17 protein-coding genes and 1 pseudogene are annotated in these 17,055 nt (G+C 70.3%); 9 read left to right on the top strand and 9 right to left on the bottom strand.

Annotation, left to right across the window (positions count from 1 at the left end; all coding sequences use genetic code 11):
* Nucleotides 1–332: 332 nt before the first annotated feature.
* The 4 genes from NQK81_RS40355 to NQK81_RS40340 are packed head-to-tail and all read right to left on the bottom strand — an operon-like array spanning nt 333 to nt 3,493.
* Nucleotides 333–1,121, bottom strand: coding sequence for an ABC transporter permease (locus tag NQK81_RS40355; protein WP_126737030.1), 789 nt, complete (start codon nt 1,119–1,121; stop codon nt 333–335).
* On the bottom strand, nt 1,118–2,068 hold the full coding sequence (locus tag NQK81_RS40350; protein ID WP_126737031.1) for an ATP-binding cassette domain-containing protein: 951 nt from the start codon (nt 2,066–2,068) through the stop codon (nt 1,118–1,120). Before NQK81_RS40350 ends, NQK81_RS40355 begins: the two co-directional genes overlap by 4 nt.
* Before the next feature lie 12 nt (nt 2,069–2,080).
* On the bottom strand, nt 2,081–2,926 hold the full coding sequence (locus tag NQK81_RS40345; RefSeq protein WP_257485684.1) for a DUF4097 family beta strand repeat-containing protein: 846 nt from the start codon (nt 2,924–2,926) through the stop codon (nt 2,081–2,083).
* A 51-nt stretch (nt 2,927–2,977) separates the two neighbouring features.
* Entirely contained in the window at nt 2,978–3,493 is a 516-nt protein-coding gene (locus NQK81_RS40340; protein ID WP_257485683.1) for an Arc family DNA-binding protein, read from the bottom strand.
* A 347-nt stretch (nt 3,494–3,840) separates the two neighbouring features.
* On the opposite strand from NQK81_RS40340, the gene NQK81_RS40335 reads away from it, so the two are divergent.
* Nucleotides 3,841–4,464, top strand: coding sequence for a helix-turn-helix transcriptional regulator (locus NQK81_RS40335; RefSeq protein WP_257485682.1), 624 nt, complete (start codon nt 3,841–3,843; stop codon nt 4,462–4,464).
* Between the two features lie 6 nt (nt 4,465–4,470).
* Here NQK81_RS40335 and NQK81_RS40330 read toward each other — a convergent pair whose 3' ends face one another.
* Nucleotides 4,471–5,106, bottom strand: coding sequence for a helix-turn-helix transcriptional regulator (locus NQK81_RS40330; protein ID WP_257485681.1), 636 nt, complete (start codon nt 5,104–5,106; stop codon nt 4,471–4,473).
* A 93-nt stretch (nt 5,107–5,199) separates the two neighbouring features.
* Here NQK81_RS40330 and NQK81_RS45485 point away from each other — a divergent pair.
* The 4 genes and pseudogenes from NQK81_RS45485 to NQK81_RS40300 all read left to right on the top strand — a co-directional run bounded on the left by NQK81_RS45485 (nt 5,200) and on the right by NQK81_RS40300 (nt 9,222).
* Nucleotides 5,200–7,474 (top strand): annotated as a pseudogene (locus tag NQK81_RS45485) (ATP-binding protein).
* On the top strand, nt 7,471–8,118 hold the full coding sequence (locus NQK81_RS40310) for a TetR/AcrR family transcriptional regulator (protein WP_257485680.1): 648 nt from the start codon (nt 7,471–7,473) through the stop codon (nt 8,116–8,118). Before NQK81_RS45485 ends, NQK81_RS40310 begins: the two are co-directional and overlap by 4 nt.
* 152 nt (nt 8,119–8,270) lie before the next feature.
* Nucleotides 8,271–8,936 carry a helix-turn-helix transcriptional regulator gene (locus tag NQK81_RS40305; protein ID WP_257485679.1) on the top strand — a complete coding sequence of 222 codons (666 nt, stop codon included), beginning with the start codon at nt 8,271–8,273 and terminating at the stop codon, nt 8,934–8,936.
* Between the two features lie 70 nt (nt 8,937–9,006).
* On the top strand, nt 9,007–9,222 hold the full coding sequence (locus NQK81_RS40300) for a hypothetical protein (protein WP_371878835.1): 216 nt from the start codon (nt 9,007–9,009) through the stop codon (nt 9,220–9,222).
* On the opposite strand, the gene NQK81_RS40295 is transcribed toward NQK81_RS40300, so the two are convergent.
* Nucleotides 9,194–10,078 carry an NAD(P)H-binding protein gene (locus NQK81_RS40295; protein WP_257485678.1) on the bottom strand — a complete coding sequence of 295 codons (885 nt, stop codon included), beginning with the start codon at nt 10,076–10,078 and terminating at the stop codon, nt 9,194–9,196. The two genes, NQK81_RS40300 and NQK81_RS40295, sit on opposite strands and share 29 nt — an antisense overlap.
* Before the next feature lie 100 nt (nt 10,079–10,178).
* Here NQK81_RS40295 and NQK81_RS40290 point away from each other — a divergent pair, with 100 nt between their 5' ends.
* A complete protein-coding gene (locus NQK81_RS40290; protein WP_257485677.1) occupies nt 10,179–11,069 on the top strand; it encodes a LysR family transcriptional regulator in 891 nt (296 codons plus the stop codon).
* On the opposite strand, the gene NQK81_RS40285 is transcribed toward NQK81_RS40290, so the two are convergent.
* Nucleotides 11,057–11,638: a TetR/AcrR family transcriptional regulator gene (locus NQK81_RS40285; protein WP_257485676.1), complete on the bottom strand. Its 582-nt coding sequence runs from the start codon at nt 11,636–11,638 to the stop codon at nt 11,057–11,059. The genes NQK81_RS40290 and NQK81_RS40285 overlap by 13 nt on opposite strands.
* Nucleotides 11,639–11,718: 80 nt before the next feature.
* Between NQK81_RS40285 and NQK81_RS40280 the strand changes: the two genes are divergently transcribed.
* Together NQK81_RS40280 and NQK81_RS40275 are read left to right on the top strand one after the other, a co-directional pair.
* Nucleotides 11,719–13,284, top strand: a complete 1,566-nt coding sequence (locus NQK81_RS40280) for an MDR family MFS transporter (protein ID WP_257485675.1) — start codon at nt 11,719–11,721, stop codon at nt 13,282–13,284.
* Complete coding sequence (locus NQK81_RS40275) at nt 13,281–13,754, top strand: universal stress protein (protein WP_126737042.1); 474 nt, start codon at nt 13,281–13,283, stop codon at nt 13,752–13,754. Before NQK81_RS40280 ends, NQK81_RS40275 begins: the two co-directional genes overlap by 4 nt.
* Here NQK81_RS40275 and NQK81_RS40270 read toward each other — a convergent pair.
* A complete protein-coding gene (locus NQK81_RS40270; protein ID WP_257485674.1) occupies nt 13,668–14,636 on the bottom strand; it encodes a DMT family transporter in 969 nt (322 codons plus the stop codon). The genes NQK81_RS40275 and NQK81_RS40270 overlap by 87 nt on opposite strands.
* A 72-nt stretch (nt 14,637–14,708) precedes the next feature.
* On the opposite strand from NQK81_RS40270, the gene NQK81_RS40265 reads away from it, so the two are divergent.
* Nucleotides 14,709–15,623, top strand: coding sequence for a LysR family transcriptional regulator (locus NQK81_RS40265; RefSeq protein WP_126737044.1), 915 nt, complete (start codon nt 14,709–14,711; stop codon nt 15,621–15,623).
* 241 nt (nt 15,624–15,864) lie between these two features.
* Here NQK81_RS40265 and NQK81_RS40260 read toward each other — a convergent pair whose 3' ends face one another.
* Entirely contained in the window at nt 15,865–17,019 is a 1,155-nt protein-coding gene (locus tag NQK81_RS40260) for a serine hydrolase domain-containing protein (RefSeq protein ID WP_257485673.1), read from the bottom strand.
* Between the last annotated feature and the right edge of the window lie 36 nt (nt 17,020–17,055).

The raw sequence follows: 17,055 nt of genomic DNA, 5'->3' as shown, positions 1-17,055 counted from the left end.
CAGTCACGCACGATCGGCCCGGTCACACACCCGGCACGCGGCACGATCTCACCTGCAGACCCGGGTGGCGGGCTCCGCGAGACCGCCGAGGCACCGTGATCGGGCAACGCCCCGACCATGACCGGACCCCTCATCCGCGACTGTGTGGATTTCGGGACGTTGGATGACCCGAAAACCACACAGTGGCGCACGATCGGTCCAGTCACGCAAGCCGCAGGGCGTCGCGCCGAGGTTGTCGACGCGGATCTCCCGCAATCAGTCGACCAATTGCGGGAGACAGACCAAGCGCCCCGGACCGGAACAGAACGTTCCGGCCCGGGGCGACCCCCAGTTCAGCGGTCGCGTTCCTTGGCGAACAAGGACTTCGACCACACGTATCCGACGACCGAGAGCAGGACGCACCAGCCGATCGCGAGCCAGCCGCTGCTGCCGATCGGAGTGCCGAGCAGCAGGCCGCGGATGGTTTCGATCACCGGCGTGAACGGCTGGTAGTCGGCGAACCAGCGCAGCCACGCGGGCATCGAGTCGGTGGGCACGAACCCGCTGCCGAGGAACGGCAGCAGCATGAAGATCATCGGCGTGTTGCTGGCCGTCTCCACGCTCTTGGCCGCCAGGCCGAGCGCCACCGAAAGCCAGGTGAGCGCGATGGTCAGCAGCAACAGCAGGCCGACGACCGCGAACCATTCGCCGACTCCCGCCGTCGGCGAGAAACCGATGAGCAGCGTTACCCCGAAGACCACGGCGAGCGCGAACGCGGTCTGGATGAGCGCGCCGACGACGTGCCCGGTCAGTACCGAAGCCTTGCTGATCGCCATCGTGCGGAACCGCGCGATGATGCCTTCGGTCATGTCCGTCGCCACCGAGATCGCGGTGCCGAGCGCGGCGCTGCACACGGTCACCAGCAGGATGGCGGGCGTGACATAGCCGACGTATTCGGCTCTGCCGCCTCCGCCGCCGAGCCCGTTCCCGAGTGTGCCGCCGAAAACGTAGACGAACAGCAGCAGGAACACGATCGGCTGGCCGATCAGCATGATGGTGAGCGACGGATACCGTTGCATGTGCCGGATGTTGCGGCGCAGCATGGTCGCCGAGTCGCGCATCGAAAGGGACAGGGTGCTCATCGGGCCATCTCCTTGGTGGCGCCGGTCCGGTGACCGGTGAGGCTGAGGAACACGTCGTCGAGGTCCGGCGTGTGCACGGTGAGGCTGTCGACGGCGACGGATTCGGCGTCGAGACGGTCCAGCACGGCGCGAAGATCGGCGACGGTGCCGTCGGTCGGCACGCGGAGCGCAAGCGCGTCTTCGTCCGAAGTGGACACTCGAAGTACGCGGGTCGCGTCACGCAGCGAGACCGTGTCGGGGAACTTCAGCTGCATGTGCCCGCCGGGCACGCGTCGCTTCAGCTCGTCGGGCGTGCCCAGCGCGACGATCCGGCCGCCGTCGAGGACGGCGACGCGGTCCGCGAGCTGATCGGCCTCCTCCAGGTACTGCGTGGTGAGGAAGATCGTCACGCCGCCGTCCACGAGGTCGCGGATGATCTCCCACATCGTGCGGCGGCTGCGCGGGTCGAGGCCGGTGGTCGGTTCGTCGAGGAAGATGACCTTCGGGTCGCCGATCAACGTCATCGCCAGGTCGAGTTTGCGGCGCATGCCACCGGAAAAGGTGGACGGCGTCTTCTTCGCCGCGTCTGACAGTTCGAACCGTTCCAGGAGTTCGGCGGCGCGCTTGCGCCCCGCCCGCCGCGGCAGATGGTGCAGATCCGCCATGAGGAACAGGTTCTCCTCACCGGTGAGGAGGTTGTCGACGGCGGAGAACTGGCCGGTGAGGCCGATGGCGGCGCGGACGCCGTCCGGGTCGGTGCCGAGGTCGGCTCCGGCGATGGTCGCCGCACCGGCGTCCGGAGTGACCAAAGTGGACAGGATGTTGACCGTGGTGGTCTTGCCCGCGCCGTTGGGGCCGAGCAGCGAGAAGACGGTGCCCGCCGGGACGTGCAGATCGATCCCGTCCAGGACGACCTTGTCGCCGTAGGATTTACGCAGTCCGGTGGCGGAAATGGCCGGGTTTCTCATCGGGGATCCCCTTCAGGAACGGTGGACGACGATGTCGCCGACGGAGGTGCCGGCGTGGACCTCGACCTTGTCGGTCGCGTCGCCGGGCGCGGTGGCGGCGGCCATGTCGTTGATGACACGGCCGAACCGGGTGTTCACGTCGAGCCAGGCCGCGCTGCCCTCGCGGATGCCGACCTCGATGTCGCCCAGCGACGTCTCGAGGGTGAGTGTGCCCCTGGCCGCGTCGAGTACGCGGACGGAACCGTTGGCGGTCTTGGCTTCGACGCCGCTTTCGGCCTTGTCGACGGTGATGTCGCCGTTGGCCGAACGGATGCGGATCGAATCGGCGACGGCGCCGATCGTGGTGGCACCGTTGGAGTTCTTGACCACCGCGGTGCCGTCGATCCGGCCGACGTGCACCCGGCCGGAGCTCGTGCTGATGTCGGCGTTCCCGTCGGCGTGCTCGACGACGATGTTCCCGGACGCGGAGTGCAGTTTCAGCTCCCCGGTCTGGTCGAGGTGGATGTGCCCGGTCCCGGACCGGTAGCGGCAGCCGGCGATCCGCCCGGTCACGGTCAGGTCGCCGAGCCCGGTGCTGCCCTGCACCCGGGAACCGGCGGGCAGTTCGATGGTCACGTCGATCGACCTCGTCCGGTTGGAGAAGTCGAGCAGGCGCATCTTCGGCGCGCGGACGGTCAGGGTGCCGCCGGAGAATTCGACGACGGTCCGCTTCGCGGCGTCGACGTCGGATTCGTTGTTCTCGTCGAGCGGCGCCACTTCGACGACCGTGTCGGCGCGGTCGCCGGCGACGATGCGGACGTTGCCGACGACCGGCTCGAGGTCCGCGAGAATGGGTTCCGGGGTGGCGAAAGAAGGCATGGTTGTCCCCTCGAAGGTGGTGTGATCGGTGTTTGTGCTGGTAGGCGAGGTCTAGCTGACCCAGCCGGTGTAGCGCTGCGCGCCGCGACGACCGCTCACCGGGGCGGGCGGCGCGGCGGGCTCCGACGGGTTCAGCGCCGCGGAGGCGGCACGCACGAGCCACGCATTGACCGAACGGCCTTGCGCGGCCGCCGCTTCCTCGACGCGTGTCTTGAGGTGTTCCGGAAGCCGGAAGTTGATCCGGGCCGTCGCTCCTTCGTCCTCGGGCAGCGGCGCCGCCGGAGGCTCCGGCGCGGCGGCCGCGACCGGCTCGGCCTGTTCGACCGCGGGCAGCGTGACGGCGAAACTGGCTTCCCCGGCACGCAACCGGACCTCGACCGAACCCGGCGCGAGGTCACGGGTGATCTCGTCCGACGCGGCGGACAGCGCGTCCAGCAGCGCGAGACGAATGGCCGACGCGAGCGGCGCGGTCAGGCGTTCGGCGAGCGCGCTCGCCTCGGCTCCTCCAGCCTCGGCGGCGACGGCGAGTTCCCGGCGAACGTTGTCCACAAAGGGCGTCAAATCCATGATGCCATCATGGCACCATCGTGGCGCCATTGCAAGGCCAACTTGGCGCCATGATGCGCCAGAGTGGCGTCACTGCAGGTCAGGGCCGATTATTGCCCCTTCGGCCAGTCTCGGCTGGCGGGGAAAGCAGGAGGCGGGCGAACGCGTTGCCGGGGCTGTTCGCGGCGGGCGAGAATCGCCACGAGCCGCACGAAAGGAAGCGACCCGCCATCGAGTGTGGGGGTCACCCGAGGCGGGCCGCTACCCGGTTCCCACCGTACAAGAGCCCCGCTCGCTCATGCGGGCAACGCTTTTTGTCCCTGCGGCTCTTGACAAATCGAAGATCCACAGTGGACAGAAGAGGGTATATGCGACCAGTCCGGGTGAGCGTCTGCGCACTGGACCCCATCACGAAGGCCGGGACGGCCGGCCTTCTCGTGGCGCGCCCGTCCGTGCAGATCGTCGAGGGCCGGGCGCGGGACCAAACCGACGTCGTCGTCGCCGCGTTCGACCGGCTTTCCGCCGACGCGGTCACCGCGTTGCGTGCGGTCACCGCCGAAATCGGCAGGCCGATCGTGCTGGTCACCGACCGGATCGAAGAAGGCGGCCTCGCGGCGGCGGTGGCGTGCGGGGTGGTCGCCATCCTGCCGAGGTCGGCGATGACCGACTCCCGCGTGGCCGACAGCGTCCGGGCCGCCGCGTCGGGCACCGTGTACCCGCCGCGGGATCTGCTCGGCAGGCTCACCGAACACGCCGAGCGGCTGCACCGGGAGATGCTCGCGCCGGAGGTTCCCGCCGGGGTCGCGCTCTCCTCGCGGGAGATCGACGTCCTCCGCCTGATGGCCGACGGGCTGGACACACAGGAGATCGCCACCGAACTCGCCTATTCGGAGCGAACGGTGAAGAACGTCATCTACGCGGTCACCGACCGGCTGCGCCTGCGGAACCGGTCGCACGCGGTGGCCTACGCGATCCGGGAAGGGGTCATCTGAAAGCGCTCAGATGAGCCCCTCGCGCAGCGCGTACGCCACGACATGGGTGCGGTTGCGCAGATTGAACCGGCTGAGCAGGCCGTGCAGGATGTTCTTCACGGTCCGGTCGGAGTAGGCCACCCGACGGGCGATCTCGCCGGTGTCGAATCCTTCCGCGAGCAGGCGGAGCACTTCGGTCTCGCGGGGCGACAGACCGCTGAGCGTGAGCTCGCGGGGCTCGAGAACTTCCTTGTGCAGCCGCGAAATCCCCCGGAGCAGGCTGCCGAGCTGCTCGGCGGGCAGATCGCCGCGGCCGGCGTGGGCGTCGGCGACCGCGCGCAGCAGCCGCGCCGGCGTCGCCTCGGAGCGCGCGACGACGACGGCGAGCCCGCGTTCCACGGCGGCCCACAGTTCGGCCTGGTTGGGCTGATCGGCCACCAGGACCAGCCGCGCGGACCCGGCCGGGATGCGCCGCGGGTCGTCGTCGGCGACCGCGACGAGGACGTCGGCCTGCTCCGGGTCGTCGCGCAGGCTGATGCCGGGCCCGTCGCCGAGCGCGCTGCGCAGTCCCGCCCGCACGAGCGGGTCGGCGGCGTGCACCGCGACCCGGATCTTCTCGGCCCGGAGCGCCGGGCGGACGGGCGTCGTCATGATCGTCGACATGCCTTCCAGGTAACCGGCCTCCGAGAAGGCCGGACAAGCGGAAGCAGGGGGCAGCTTTTCGTCGCCGGAAGCCTGCCGGTTGAATGGGCCGCGGTGGAGGCGAACGAGAAGCGGTCGGTGTTCGGCAAGCTCCTGCTCGAACACCGTCGTGCCGCGGGGTGGACGCAGGGGCGCCTGGCCGAGGCCTCCGGTATCAGCGTCCGTGCCCTGCGCGAACTGGAACGCGGCCGCGCGCGGGCCGCCCAGCAACGCTCCGCCGAGGTGCTGGCCGACGCGCTCGGCCTGACCGGCGGCGACCGGGAGTTCTTCCTGACCGTCGCCAAACAGGGACGTCGCCGGAATCCGGCGCTGGCCGCCCAGGTCGCGGCGACCTGCGCGCTGCCAGCGCCCACCGCGGATCTGTCCGGCCGCGAAAGCGAGCTGGAGCAGCTGTCGGCGAAGGTCGCCGAAGGTGGTGGCGTGGTCGCGATCGTCGGGCAGGCCGGGGTCGGGAAGACCGCGCTCGCGGTGACCGCCGCGGATCTGTGGCGCGCGGAGTTCCCGGACGGGGGCTACGCGGTGGACCTGCGCGGGATGGACGAACGACCGCTGAGCGCCGGGACCGCGCTCGACCGGCTGTTGCGCGCGCTGGACGTCGCGCCGGGACAGGTGCCCGCCTCCGAAGCCGACCGGTCGGCGTTGCTGCGGATGCTGCTCGAAGGGCGCAAAGTCCTGCTGCTGCTCGACAACGCGGCCGACGAGGCGCAGATCCGGCCGTTGCTGGTCACCGGGCCCGGCTCCCTCACCCTGATCACCTGCCGCCGGACGCTCGCCGGGCTCGAAGGCGCCAGGTGGCTCGCGCTCGAAACGCTTTCGGACGACGGCGCGACCGGCCTGCTCGCCAAGATCGCCGGACCGGACCGGGTGGCCGCGGAGCCCGCCGCCGCACGCGAACTCGCCGAGCTGTGCGGATATCTGCCGCTCGCGCTCCGCATCGCGGGCAACCGGCTCGCCACCCGGCCGCAGTGGTCCCTGACCCGGCTGGCCGACCGGCTGCGCGACGAAAGCACCCGGCTGCGGGCGCTCGCGGCGGGCGATCTGCGGCTGCGCTCGGCTTTCGATCTGTCCTATCGCGCGGTCTCGTCCGAGGCCCGGCGTCTGTTCCGGCTGCTGGCGACCGTGCCCGGCGCCGATTTCGGCCTCGAACTCGCGGTCGTCGTCTCCGGCGCGCCACCCGCCGACGTCCGTGACCAGCTCGACGAACTCGTCGACGCCAGCCTCCTGCAGAGCACGGCGGAGCCGGAACGGCACCAGTTCCACGACCTGATCCGCCTGTTCGCCGAGGAACGGTTCGAGGCGGACGAGGACCCGGCCGCGCGGGACACCGTGCTCGCCCATCTGCTCGGCAAGGCGGCGGAAGCGGCCAGGCTGTTCTACCCCGGGGCACCGGAGAACGGCCGGTTCGGCTCACGGGAAGAGAGCGCCCGCTGGCTGGACGCCGAAGGCGGGAACTGGGTCGCCGCGCACCGAGTGGCGGCACGGAAGGGCATGCACCGGGAGGTCCGGGACCTCGCCGTCGCGCTGCACTGGTACTCCGACGGGCGGAGCGCCCCAGCGTCCGTGGTGGGAGATCTTCTCGCTCGGCGCCGCCGCGGCGAACGCGCTCGGCGACGCCGGTGCAGAGGCGAAGCTGCTCAACTTCGTCGGCTGGGCCGCCAGCGTCTGTCTCGGCGACGACGAGGGTGCCGTGGCGGCACACCGCCGCGCGTTGGACATCGCCACCCGGATCGGCGACCGCGTCGAGCAGACCTGGGCGTCCATCTACCTCGGCCAGGTGCTGCGGCTGACCGGGAAGACCGGCGAAGCGTTCGAGTTCGCGAAGCGCGGGTACGAACTGGCGGGCGAACTTCCGTTCTGGGACGGGCAAACCACGGCGCGGAACGTCTACGGGCGCGCGCTGCTCAACGCCGGACGGCATACCGAAGCGCTCGCCGTGCACCGGGCCGTGCTTTCCGACGCCGAGCGGCTGGCCGGCGACACGTATCCCGCTTTCCACCGGCTGCTGAAGGCCTTGACCCTGCGCGCCATCGGCGACGTGCTCGGTGATCTCGCCGAATGGCGGGAGGCGGCGGGCCACTACCGCACCGGCCGGTGGCTCGCGTGGGAGGGCGGTTTCGACGCGCTGGAGGCGACCTGCGCCGTCCGTGAGGGGCGGGCCTGGCGGGAGGCCGGTGCCTTCGAGGAAGCCAGGGAGTGCCTCGCCATGGCCGTGGACCTCTCCGAGGGGCCGTCGTTCGGCGCGCTGCGCGAGCAGGCTTCGGCCGAACTAGCGCTCCTGCCCGTGGAGCGCCGACTAAGCTTCGGGCCGACAGAGCGGGAGGACCGATGACGGACGCGGACGGGAAGAGCCCACGGGAGCGCTATCGCGACCAGGTGCGCGCGGAGATCAAGCAGCACGCGTGGGAGCAGATCGCCGCCGCCGGGGTGCCCGCGCTGTCCCTCAACGCGATCGCCAAACAGGTCGGGATGAGCGGTCCCGCCCTGTACCGGTACTTCGCCAGCCGCGACGACCTCATCACCGCGCTCATCCGCGACGCGTACCGGAGCCTCGCCGACACCGTCCGCGCGGCGTTCGACGGCGGCGCAGATCTGGCCGGGCTCGCCGTCACCATCCGGGACTGGGCCCGGAGCGACCCGCAGCGCTACTTCCTCATCTACGGCACGCCCGTCCCCGGCTACCACGCGCCCGAGGACACCACCGCCATCTCGAGCGAGGTCATGACCGTGCTGCTCGAAGCGTGCCGCGCGATCACCGTGGACAAGCCGGAAACCCCGTTCGACAAGCATCTGGACGGCCATCGCGACTGGGCGGGCGACGACCCTGCCCCGTCCTCGACGCTGCACCGCGCGATCGCCTTCTGGACCCGCCTCCACGGCGTGCTCTCACTCGAACTCGCCGGCCATTTCACCGGGATGAAATTCGACCCCGACCTGTTGATCGCGGACGAACTGGACGACCTCACGGCCCGGTGACCCGATCACCTTCGCAGTGAACCTTTCCCGCCTGCCGGGCGTCTTGCCCTGTGACGCCGCTGCCGACCGCGGTTGACATGCACCGTTGGAACATTATAGCTTCTAAGTACCGCAATAGCTATTAACGCTGGCGCTTCGGATGGGGACTTCGCATGATTCACGGGGAGAAGATCAGCAGGAGGACCGAGCGCGTCAGAGTCGCCGTATACGCCCCGGATCTGCTGGCCGGGCTCGGCACGACGAGCATCCTCGGCGCCGACGAACGGCTGGACGTGCTGTCCGGCACCGACCTCGGGTCCGCCGAAGTCGTCGTGACGGTCGGGGATTCGATCGGCGACGGCGTTTTCGCCTTCCTGCGCCAGGTCCGCGCCGCGTCGTCACTGGCGACGCCACCGAGATGCGTGATCGTCACCGACCATTTCCCGGTCCAGGTGCTGATGACGGCGATCGAATGCGGGATGGCCGCGCTGCTGCCGCGGCGCGATCTCGACGGCGAGCATCTGGCGCGGACGATCCTGGCGGTCAGCCAGGGCGCGGGCGCGCTGCCGCCGCGGCTGCAGGGCAGCCTGCTCTCCCAGCTCGAACGGATCCAGGAAGACCTGCTGGCGCCCAACGGACTCGCGCTGTCCGGCCTGTCCGACCGGGAACGGGAAGTCCTCCGACTGCTCGCCGACGGCCATGGCACGGAAGAGATCGCGGCCAAACTCGCCTATTCGGAGAGCACGGTGAAGAACGTCCTCCACCGGGTGATGTCGCGATACGGCCTGCACAACCGCACGCACGCCGTCGCCTTCGCCTTGCGCACCGGCTCGATCTGACTGAGTCCGAAATGGACGGAAGAGAATCCCTTTCCCCGCCCCTTCGACTTGTAGCGGACGTGGAGAACACGTGTTCTGCCGACGACGTGGGGGCGCGCGGATCGCGGATCAGCCGTACCGGGCCGAGCGGGCGGCGGAACCGGGAATCGGTGCGGCGCACCAGGATCCGGCTCCGACCGTCGAGTCCCTGACGGCCGCGCTCGCCGCCGCCCTGTCACCCGAGACCGGCGCGCGGGCGCAACTGCTCTGGGACACCGTCAGCGCACCGAGCCGACCGCCGGCTTGAGCACTTCTTCACACCACTGACGGAACGTCGTCGGCGTGGTCGCTTCCGGGGTGCGCGGTTCGGCGTTGTCGATGCCCGCCTCCTTGGCGAGCATCATGTCGACCATGCCCTCGGCCATCGCCGCGGACCAGCCTTGGTCGAGTTGCGTCGCGCGGAAGTCCTCGATGGACACCTGCCGATAGCGCACCGGCCGCCCGAGGACGTCGGACATGATCTCCGCCAGATCGTTCTGGGACAGGTCTTCCCGGCCGAGCACCGGGACGTCGGCCACGCCGTGCCACGACCGGTCGAGCAGCCACTTCGCGGCGACGGCGGCGATGTCGCGGGTGGCGCACATCGGGGCCTCGAGGCCGGCAGGCAACGGTCCGAAGAAGACGCCGTCCCTGCCGATCGGCCCGGCCTGCCACAGGAGGTTGTCCATGAACGTGGGCATCGTCAGCGCCCGGTAGGCCACGCCCGTGCCCACGATCAGGTCGTCCATGGCGTGCGACGCCGAAAGGTACCCGGCGTTTTCCGCGCACCCCCGGCCGAGGGCGGAGATGCCGACCACCCTGGCCACGCCCTGCTTTTCGATGGCCGCGCAGGCCGGACGGGTGAAGTCGAGATAGGCGGCTTCGAGGCTCTCGGCACGGCGATCCGCGGCGAGCAGCCAGAAAACGGTGTCGGCGCCGGCGAAGGCTTCGCCGACAACGCCCCCGTCGCCGTGCGAGCCCTTGACGATCTCGACGCGCTCGCGAACGTCATCGGGCAATCGGGCGGGATCGCGGGCGATCACGCGGACCTGTTCCCCACTGTCGAGGAGGGTGGCGAGCACCCGGCTGCCGATCTGTCCGGTCGGCGCGGTGACGACGATCATGAAGACTCCGAGGTGATAGGGGTTTTCGACGTCATCCAGTCAAGCCGGGACGGCCGCCGCGCTGAAGGACCGCCTCGGACGCCATTGATACCCTGGTGATATGAGTGACCTCGAGACGCGGCAGCTCAAATACTTCGTGGCGGTCGCCGAGGAGCTTCACTTCGGCCGGGCCGCCGAGCGGCTTTCGATGGCCCAGCCGCCGCTGTCGAGGGCGATCCGCGACCTCGAACGACGGCTGGACGTCCGGCTGCTCGAACGCACCACCCGCCAGGTCGCCTTGACGGAAGCGGGCGAGATCTTCTTGCGGGACGCCAAAATCGCACTCGAAGCGGTCGCCGCGGCGGAACGCCGGGCACGACAGGCCGGCCGCCCCGATCCCCGGCTCCGGTTGGCGTTGAAAGCCGATCACGACGCCGGGTTGCTGCCGAAGATCATCGAGGCCTACGAGGCCGAAGACGGCGCACTGCCGATCGAACTGGTCCTCGGCGGGCGGGGCGAACAACCGCGGCAACTACGGGACGGCCGCGCGGACGTGGCGCTCGTCCCGTCCCCGTTCGACGCGCGCCGCCTGGACTTCGAACCACTGCTGACCGAACCGCGGCTGGTCGCGCTGGCGGCCAACGATCCGCTGGCGGCCAGGTCACGACTGCGCCTGGCGGATCTCGAAGGCCGCCTTCTCCCCGATGGCGCACCCGCCGATCAGGGCCCGACTGCCGGGCCGCCCACCACCGCGGCACCCCATGGTCCCGTCTCGGATCTGACGCAGATCTTCAAACTGGTCGAACTGGGGGCCATCGTCTGCTTCCTGCCGGTTTCGGTGGCGGATCGCTACCGCAGGACTGGGATCACATACCTGCCCGTCGACGACGTGGAGCCCACGACCCTCGCCGTGATGTGGCCGCAGGAATCCCGCTCACCGGCCGTCGCCGCCTTCGTCCGCGCGGCCACCACGGTGGTGACGACGGCGTACGCCCTCGGTCACCGGAGCTGAACGCGGCCGAGCAGCCGGTCCACCAGCTCGGGAAGCGACTGCTCCTCCGGGCCTTCCAGCCACAGGACGTTCCCCGTGCGCAACGTGGCGAGGAAGGTCGCCGCGGTGAGCCTGGCCAGCTCCTGATCGAGGCCGTGCCCCCTGGCGAGCAGCACCGCGATCAGGTCGCGTTCGAGGGCGAACTGGTCGCCCGCCTGCCGCGCGAGCAGCGACGGATGCCGCCGGAGCAGCCGTAGCTGCGCCACCCATTCGCGGTCAGGGACGGGGTGCGCCCGGTACAGCTCCCGGCAGGCCGCCCGCAGCGCCTGCCAGGGCTTCTCGCCCGGCGGCCTGCCCTCGACCAGCGACACCAGCAGGCCGGTGCGCTCGCGGTCGGCGTGCAGGATCGCGTCCTCCTTGTTCGCGAAGTAGTTCGAGAACGTCCGCCGGGACACGCCCACCGCGTCGGCGATGTCCTCGACGGTCACCCCGTCCAGCCCGTGCTCCATCGCCAGCCGGAGCGCGGCCTCGTGCAGCGATTGCCGCGTCGCCGCCTTCTTGCGGGTGCGCAGCGTGTCGAGGGTGTCCACCAGGACAGCGTAGCGAGGGGAATAAAGTTCCCACTGTGCAAGTTTGCACAATGAGCAACATTGCCGCTCGAAAGGACGCCATGAAGACCGAGGGAACGACGGCGGAGGCACCGTCAGGGGCGATGGGGCACCGCCAGGTGCTCGAATCGCTGTCCGGTCTGCTGCTCGCGCTGCTCGTGGCGATGATCAGCTCGACGGTCGTGTCGACCGCCCTGCCGTTGATCATCGGCTCGCTGAACGGCTCGCAGACGCAATACACCTGGGTGGTCACGGCCACCCTGCTGGCGGCGACGGCCACCACCCCGATCTGGGGCAAACTCGCCGACCTGTTCAACAAGAAGACGCTGGTCCAGATCGCCATCGTGATCTTCGTGATCGGGTCGATGATCAGCGGATTCAGCCAGAACACCGGGCAGCTGATCGCCGCCCGCGCGTTCCAGGGCATCGGTGTCGGTGGTCTTCAGGCGCTGGTCCAGGTCGTGATCGCGGCGATCATCCCGCCGCGGGAACGCGGCCGCTACAACGGTTACCTCGGCGCGGTCATGGCGGTCGCCACCGTCGGCGGGCCGCTGCTCGGCGGCCTGATCGTGGACGTGCCTTGGCTCGGCTGGCGCTGGTGCTTCTTCGTCGGCGTGCCGATCGCGGTGGCGGCGTTCATCGTGCTGCAGCGGACCCTGAAGCTGGAGACCGTGCGCCGGGAAGGCGTCCAGGTGGACTACCTCGGCGCGGGCCTGATCGCGGCGGGCGTGAGCGTCCTGCTGATCTGGGTCTCCTTCGTCGGCAACAGCTTCGACTGGCTGTCGTGGCAGACGGCCGTGATGGTGGCGGGCGGCGCCGTGCTCCTCGCCTTCGCGGTGATGGTGGAACGGAAGGTCCGCGAACCCGTCGTCCCGCTGCACATCATCACCCAGCGCACCCCGGCGCTGGCGATCATCGCGAGCCTCGCGGTCGGGATGGCGATGTTCGGCGGCGCGGTGTTCCTCGGCCAGTACTTCCAGGTCGGCCGCGGCTACTCCCCCACCGAAGCCGGACTGCTGACCATCCCGCTGATGGGCGGCGTGCTCGTCTCCTCGACCGTGTCCGGGCGCCTGATCAGCCGCACCGGACGGATGAAGCCGTACATCGTGGCGGGCACGATCACCCTGGTGATCGGTTTCCTCGGGCTGGGCACCGTCGACCACGCCTCGCCGCTGTGGCTGATCGGTGTCGCGATGGCGATCGTCGGCGTCGGTGTCGGCATGACGATGCAGAACCTCGTGCTCGCGGTGCAGAACACCGTGCCGTTGCGGGATCTGGGCGCGGCCAGCGCTTCGGTCACGTTCTTCCGGTCGCTCGGCGGCACCATCGGCGTCTCGGTGCTGGGCGCGGTGCTCGCGAACCGGGTCACCGCCGACCTGTCCACCGCGCTGCACGTGCCGGCGGGCCAGGCGTCGACGGGCAGCGTCAGCGCGCTGAACCTCAAGGCGCTGCCGCCGGAGGTCCAGACGATCGTGCACACCGTGTACGGCGACGCGACCGCGCACATCTTCTTGATCTCCGCGGCGGTGGGCGTCGTGGGCGTGATCGCGGCGCTGCTGCTCAAGCCGCTCACCCTGCGCACCACGCTCGACGTGGAGACGCCGTCGGAAGCACCGGTCGCGCGATGAACGAGAACGCCGCCGGGGCCTTCGAGTCCACTGTGGAGCGTTTCGGCCCGCCCCGGCCCCATCCGGGGCGGGCCATCCTGGCCGGGGTCGACGGCTCCGACACGGCGATGCGGGCGGCAGCCTTCGCCTTCGGCATGGCACGACGTGAGGGCGGCAGGCTGATCGTCGCCTTCGTCTGCCGTCCGGCGCTCGGTCCCGCGGTCGCGGCGACGATGGAACACGACACCGCGGTCCAGCTCTACGCGGAGATCCGCGAGCAGATCCGCGAGGCCGCCGAAGAACTGGAAGTGCCGGTCAGCTTCCTGAAGACCTACGGCGATCCGTACACCGTGCTCCGCGACACCGCCGACCGCGGCAAGGTCGACACCGTCGTGGTCGGCGCCTCACAGCAGGCCGGTCACCGGTTCGCGGGGTCGGTCGCGACCAAGCTCATCAGGACCGGGCACTGGCCGGTGCTGGTCGTTCCCTGACGACCGGCCGCCGAGGAACGACACGGCCCCCACCGCGGCGACGACGAGCGCGCAACCCGCGAGCTGCAGCGGGGTCGGCCACTGGCCGAGCAGGGCGGCACCGAACAGGATCGCGGCGGCGGGTTGCAGCATCAGCACGGCGGACCCGCCGCTCGCGGGCAGGGCGGACAGGGCCTTCCCGATCAGGAGCCAGCCGAGCACCTGACCGGTCACGGCCAGCACGAACAGCCACAGCAACGCCGAAACCGGCGGCGTGACGTCGAGGTTTCCGGCGAACAGGCCCGAAAGTCCGCCCACACTCGCCGACGCCGCGGTCGCGGTGGCGAGCATCGTCGTGCGTCCGCCGCCGTCGGATCCGGCGCGGCGCAACAGGATCAGGTAACCGGCGTACGCGACTCCCGCCAGCACCGCCATGACGGTGCCGTACCAGGGATCGCTGCCCGCGGCACCGCCGTCCGCCAGCCCGCCTGCCAGCGCGGTCCCCGCCAGCATCACCGGGATGGACAGCCAGAACGCCCGCGGCGGCCGCTCGCCGAACCACAGCAGACCGGCCAGCGGGACGAGGACGACCTGGACGTTGACCAGCGCCGTGGCGACTCCGGCGCCGACGGAGAGGATCGCCTCGCTCCACAGCACCATGTCGACCCCGAGCAGGACGCCTGCCAGCACGTGGCTCCGGCGCGCGGCCGGGGTGGGGCGCCGTCCCCTCTCCCGGGAACGCGCCAGGACCACGAGGACCGGCAACGCGAACAGGCAGCGGAAGAACGTCGCCGTCGTCGAGCTGACCCCGGACAGCGCGACGAGCGGGGCGGAGAGGGCGATCGCGAGGGCGCCGAGGACTCCCTGTGTCCTCGGATCGACGAAGAATCCGGTGTGCCGCATGCCTTCGATTCGATCGCACGGCGGCGGGCAGGACCAGCGAGATCCTCTTACCCCGAGGGTTAAGCTCGGCTAATGAGTGGCGATCTGTCCAATGTGGAACGGCTGCGGATGCTGCACGCGGTGTGGCGGCGGGGATCGCTCGCCGCGGCCGCCGAACTGCTGCACGTGACGCCGTCGGCGATCTCCCAGCAGCTGACCAAACTGGAGCGGGAGGCGGGCACCGGGCTGCTGGTCCGGCACGGACGCGGCGTGCGGCTCACCCCGGCGGGGCTGCTGCTGGCGCAGCGCTCGGACCGGGTGCTCGCCGAACTCCGCGCCGCCCGCGCGGACCTGGACTCCCTCACCGGGGAGACGACCGGCGTCGTCGAGATCGGCGCCATTCCGTCGGGGGTGCACACGTTCATCGCGCCGGCGCTCACCGGGCTCGCCGTGCGCCACCCCGGCATCGAGGCGCGGCTGCACGAGGTCGAACCCGAAGTCGCCCTTCCCGCGCTGGCCGACGGGGTCTTCGACGTCGTGGTCGTCGAGAGCTGGGAGAACCTGCCGCTCACCCGCCCGCCCGCGACCCGCTGGACCGGACTGCGCGACGACTCGGCGATGATCGTGCTCCCGGCCGGGCATCCGCTGGCGGGCGCGGATTCGGTGCGCGCCGAAGACCTCGCGGACGAGATCTGGGTCGCCTGGGCCCGGCCCACGCTGGCGAACGCCTGGATCCGCCAGACGCTGCGGGAACGCGGGATCGAACCGATCGTGCGGCATACGGTCAGCGGATTCGGGACGCAGTTCGCCGTCGTCGCCGGGCTCGGTGCCGTCACGCTGGTGCCGGGGATGGCCACCACGATCGCGCCGCCGGCGGTGGTGTGCGCGCCGCTCGAACCGGTGCTGCACCGCCAGCTCTACGCGGTGCAGCCGCACGGGGAGACGCGGCCCGCGGTCGCGGAGTGCGTCACGGCCCTGGTGGAGGCGGCGAGGTCCTGGGGCTCGTGAATGCACCGCCACGCTCACTGAGCTACGTTCCGCCGGCGGATTCGCGTGACCAGACGGACGACACACGTGATCGGGCGGACGACACGCGGCGAAACCCCGGCAGCGCTCGTGTCGTCCATCTGATCACGCGTGTCGTCCATCCAGTCACGTGTGTCGTCCATCTGATCACGGAAATCGCCGGTGCTGAACCTCGTGAGTGGTAAGGACGGCTAGAACCGTCCTTACCACTCACGAAGGGGGGTCAGCGGCCGCAGAGGGCGTGGTCGATCACCGGGTCCAGCGGGTTCCCGGGCGGCGGTTCGGAACCGGGGTTGAGCGGCGTGAGCGTGTTCAGCGAGACCATCACGCTGCGCTTGCCGTCCTCGGTCACGCCGTTGCCCGTCAGGTAGCCGGGCAGCGCGCCGCCGTGGCCCCAGTAGTCACCGCAGGAAGCGGTCGACTTCACCAGGCCGAGCCCGTACGCGCCGAGCCCCGGGGCGGGCACGGTCTTCTTCATTTCGGCCAGCATGGACGGCGGGAGCACCTTGCCACCCAGCAACGCCCGCAGGAATTTGTTGCCGTCCTCGGTGGTGCTGTTGATCGACCCGTCCGCTCCCCCGCCCATCGACGGATTCATCAGCGTCACGTCCACCCGCCGTCCGAGCCGCGGCGGATTCGAGCCCTCGACGACGAACCGGTCGTACCCTCGCGCGTGCGGTGCCGGGATGAACGGCGACGTATACGGCAGGGTGGTCTCGCGCAGGTCCAGCGGGCGGACGATCCGGTCGATGATCTCCTGTCGCCAGCCCCGCCCGGTCACCTTCTCGGTCACCATCCCGGCGAGGACGTAGTTGGTGTTGGAGTAGCCCCAGCTCGTCCCCGGCGCGAACTCCGGCGGCTTTCCGACCGCCAGCTTCACCGCCTCGGACGCGCTCAGCTCGTCGAACCGGTGCCGCAGGAAACCCTTCTCGGTGAACATGTCCAGTTCCGCCATGTAGTCGTGCAGCCCGCTGGTGTGCTGCAGCAGCTGCCGCACGGTGATGGCCTTGCCGTCGTTGCCGTTCCCGCTCACCACCCCCGGAAGCCACCGGTCCACCTTGTCCTCCAAGGAAAGCCGGCCCTCGCCGACGAGCTGGAGCATCGTCGCGGACAGGAACGTCTTGCTGAAACTCGCGATCCGGAAATGCCCGTTCCACGGCACCGGGGTCCGGGTGCGCAGATCGCCGTGGCCGCTGCGCACCTTGACGCCGCCCTTCGCCGTGCTGACCTCCATGAGCACGCCGGGTGACCCGTTCGCGACGAGCGTGTCGGCATCGCGCTGCAGTGTCCGCTGCAGCGATGGCGCCGCGGACGCGACGGCCGGGGTGACGAGCGTTGCCGCGCAAAGCACGGCCATGACGACTGAAGTGCGTTTCATATCGGCAAAACTACGAAGGCACGGGCACACCGGGCA

This window comes from Amycolatopsis roodepoortensis (assembly GCF_024628825.1).
GTDB classification, from domain to species: Bacteria; Actinomycetota; Actinomycetes; order Mycobacteriales; family Pseudonocardiaceae; genus Amycolatopsis; species Amycolatopsis roodepoortensis.
Note: the sequence above shows the minus strand (reverse complement) of the source record. Positions and strands in the feature narration are given on the sequence as shown.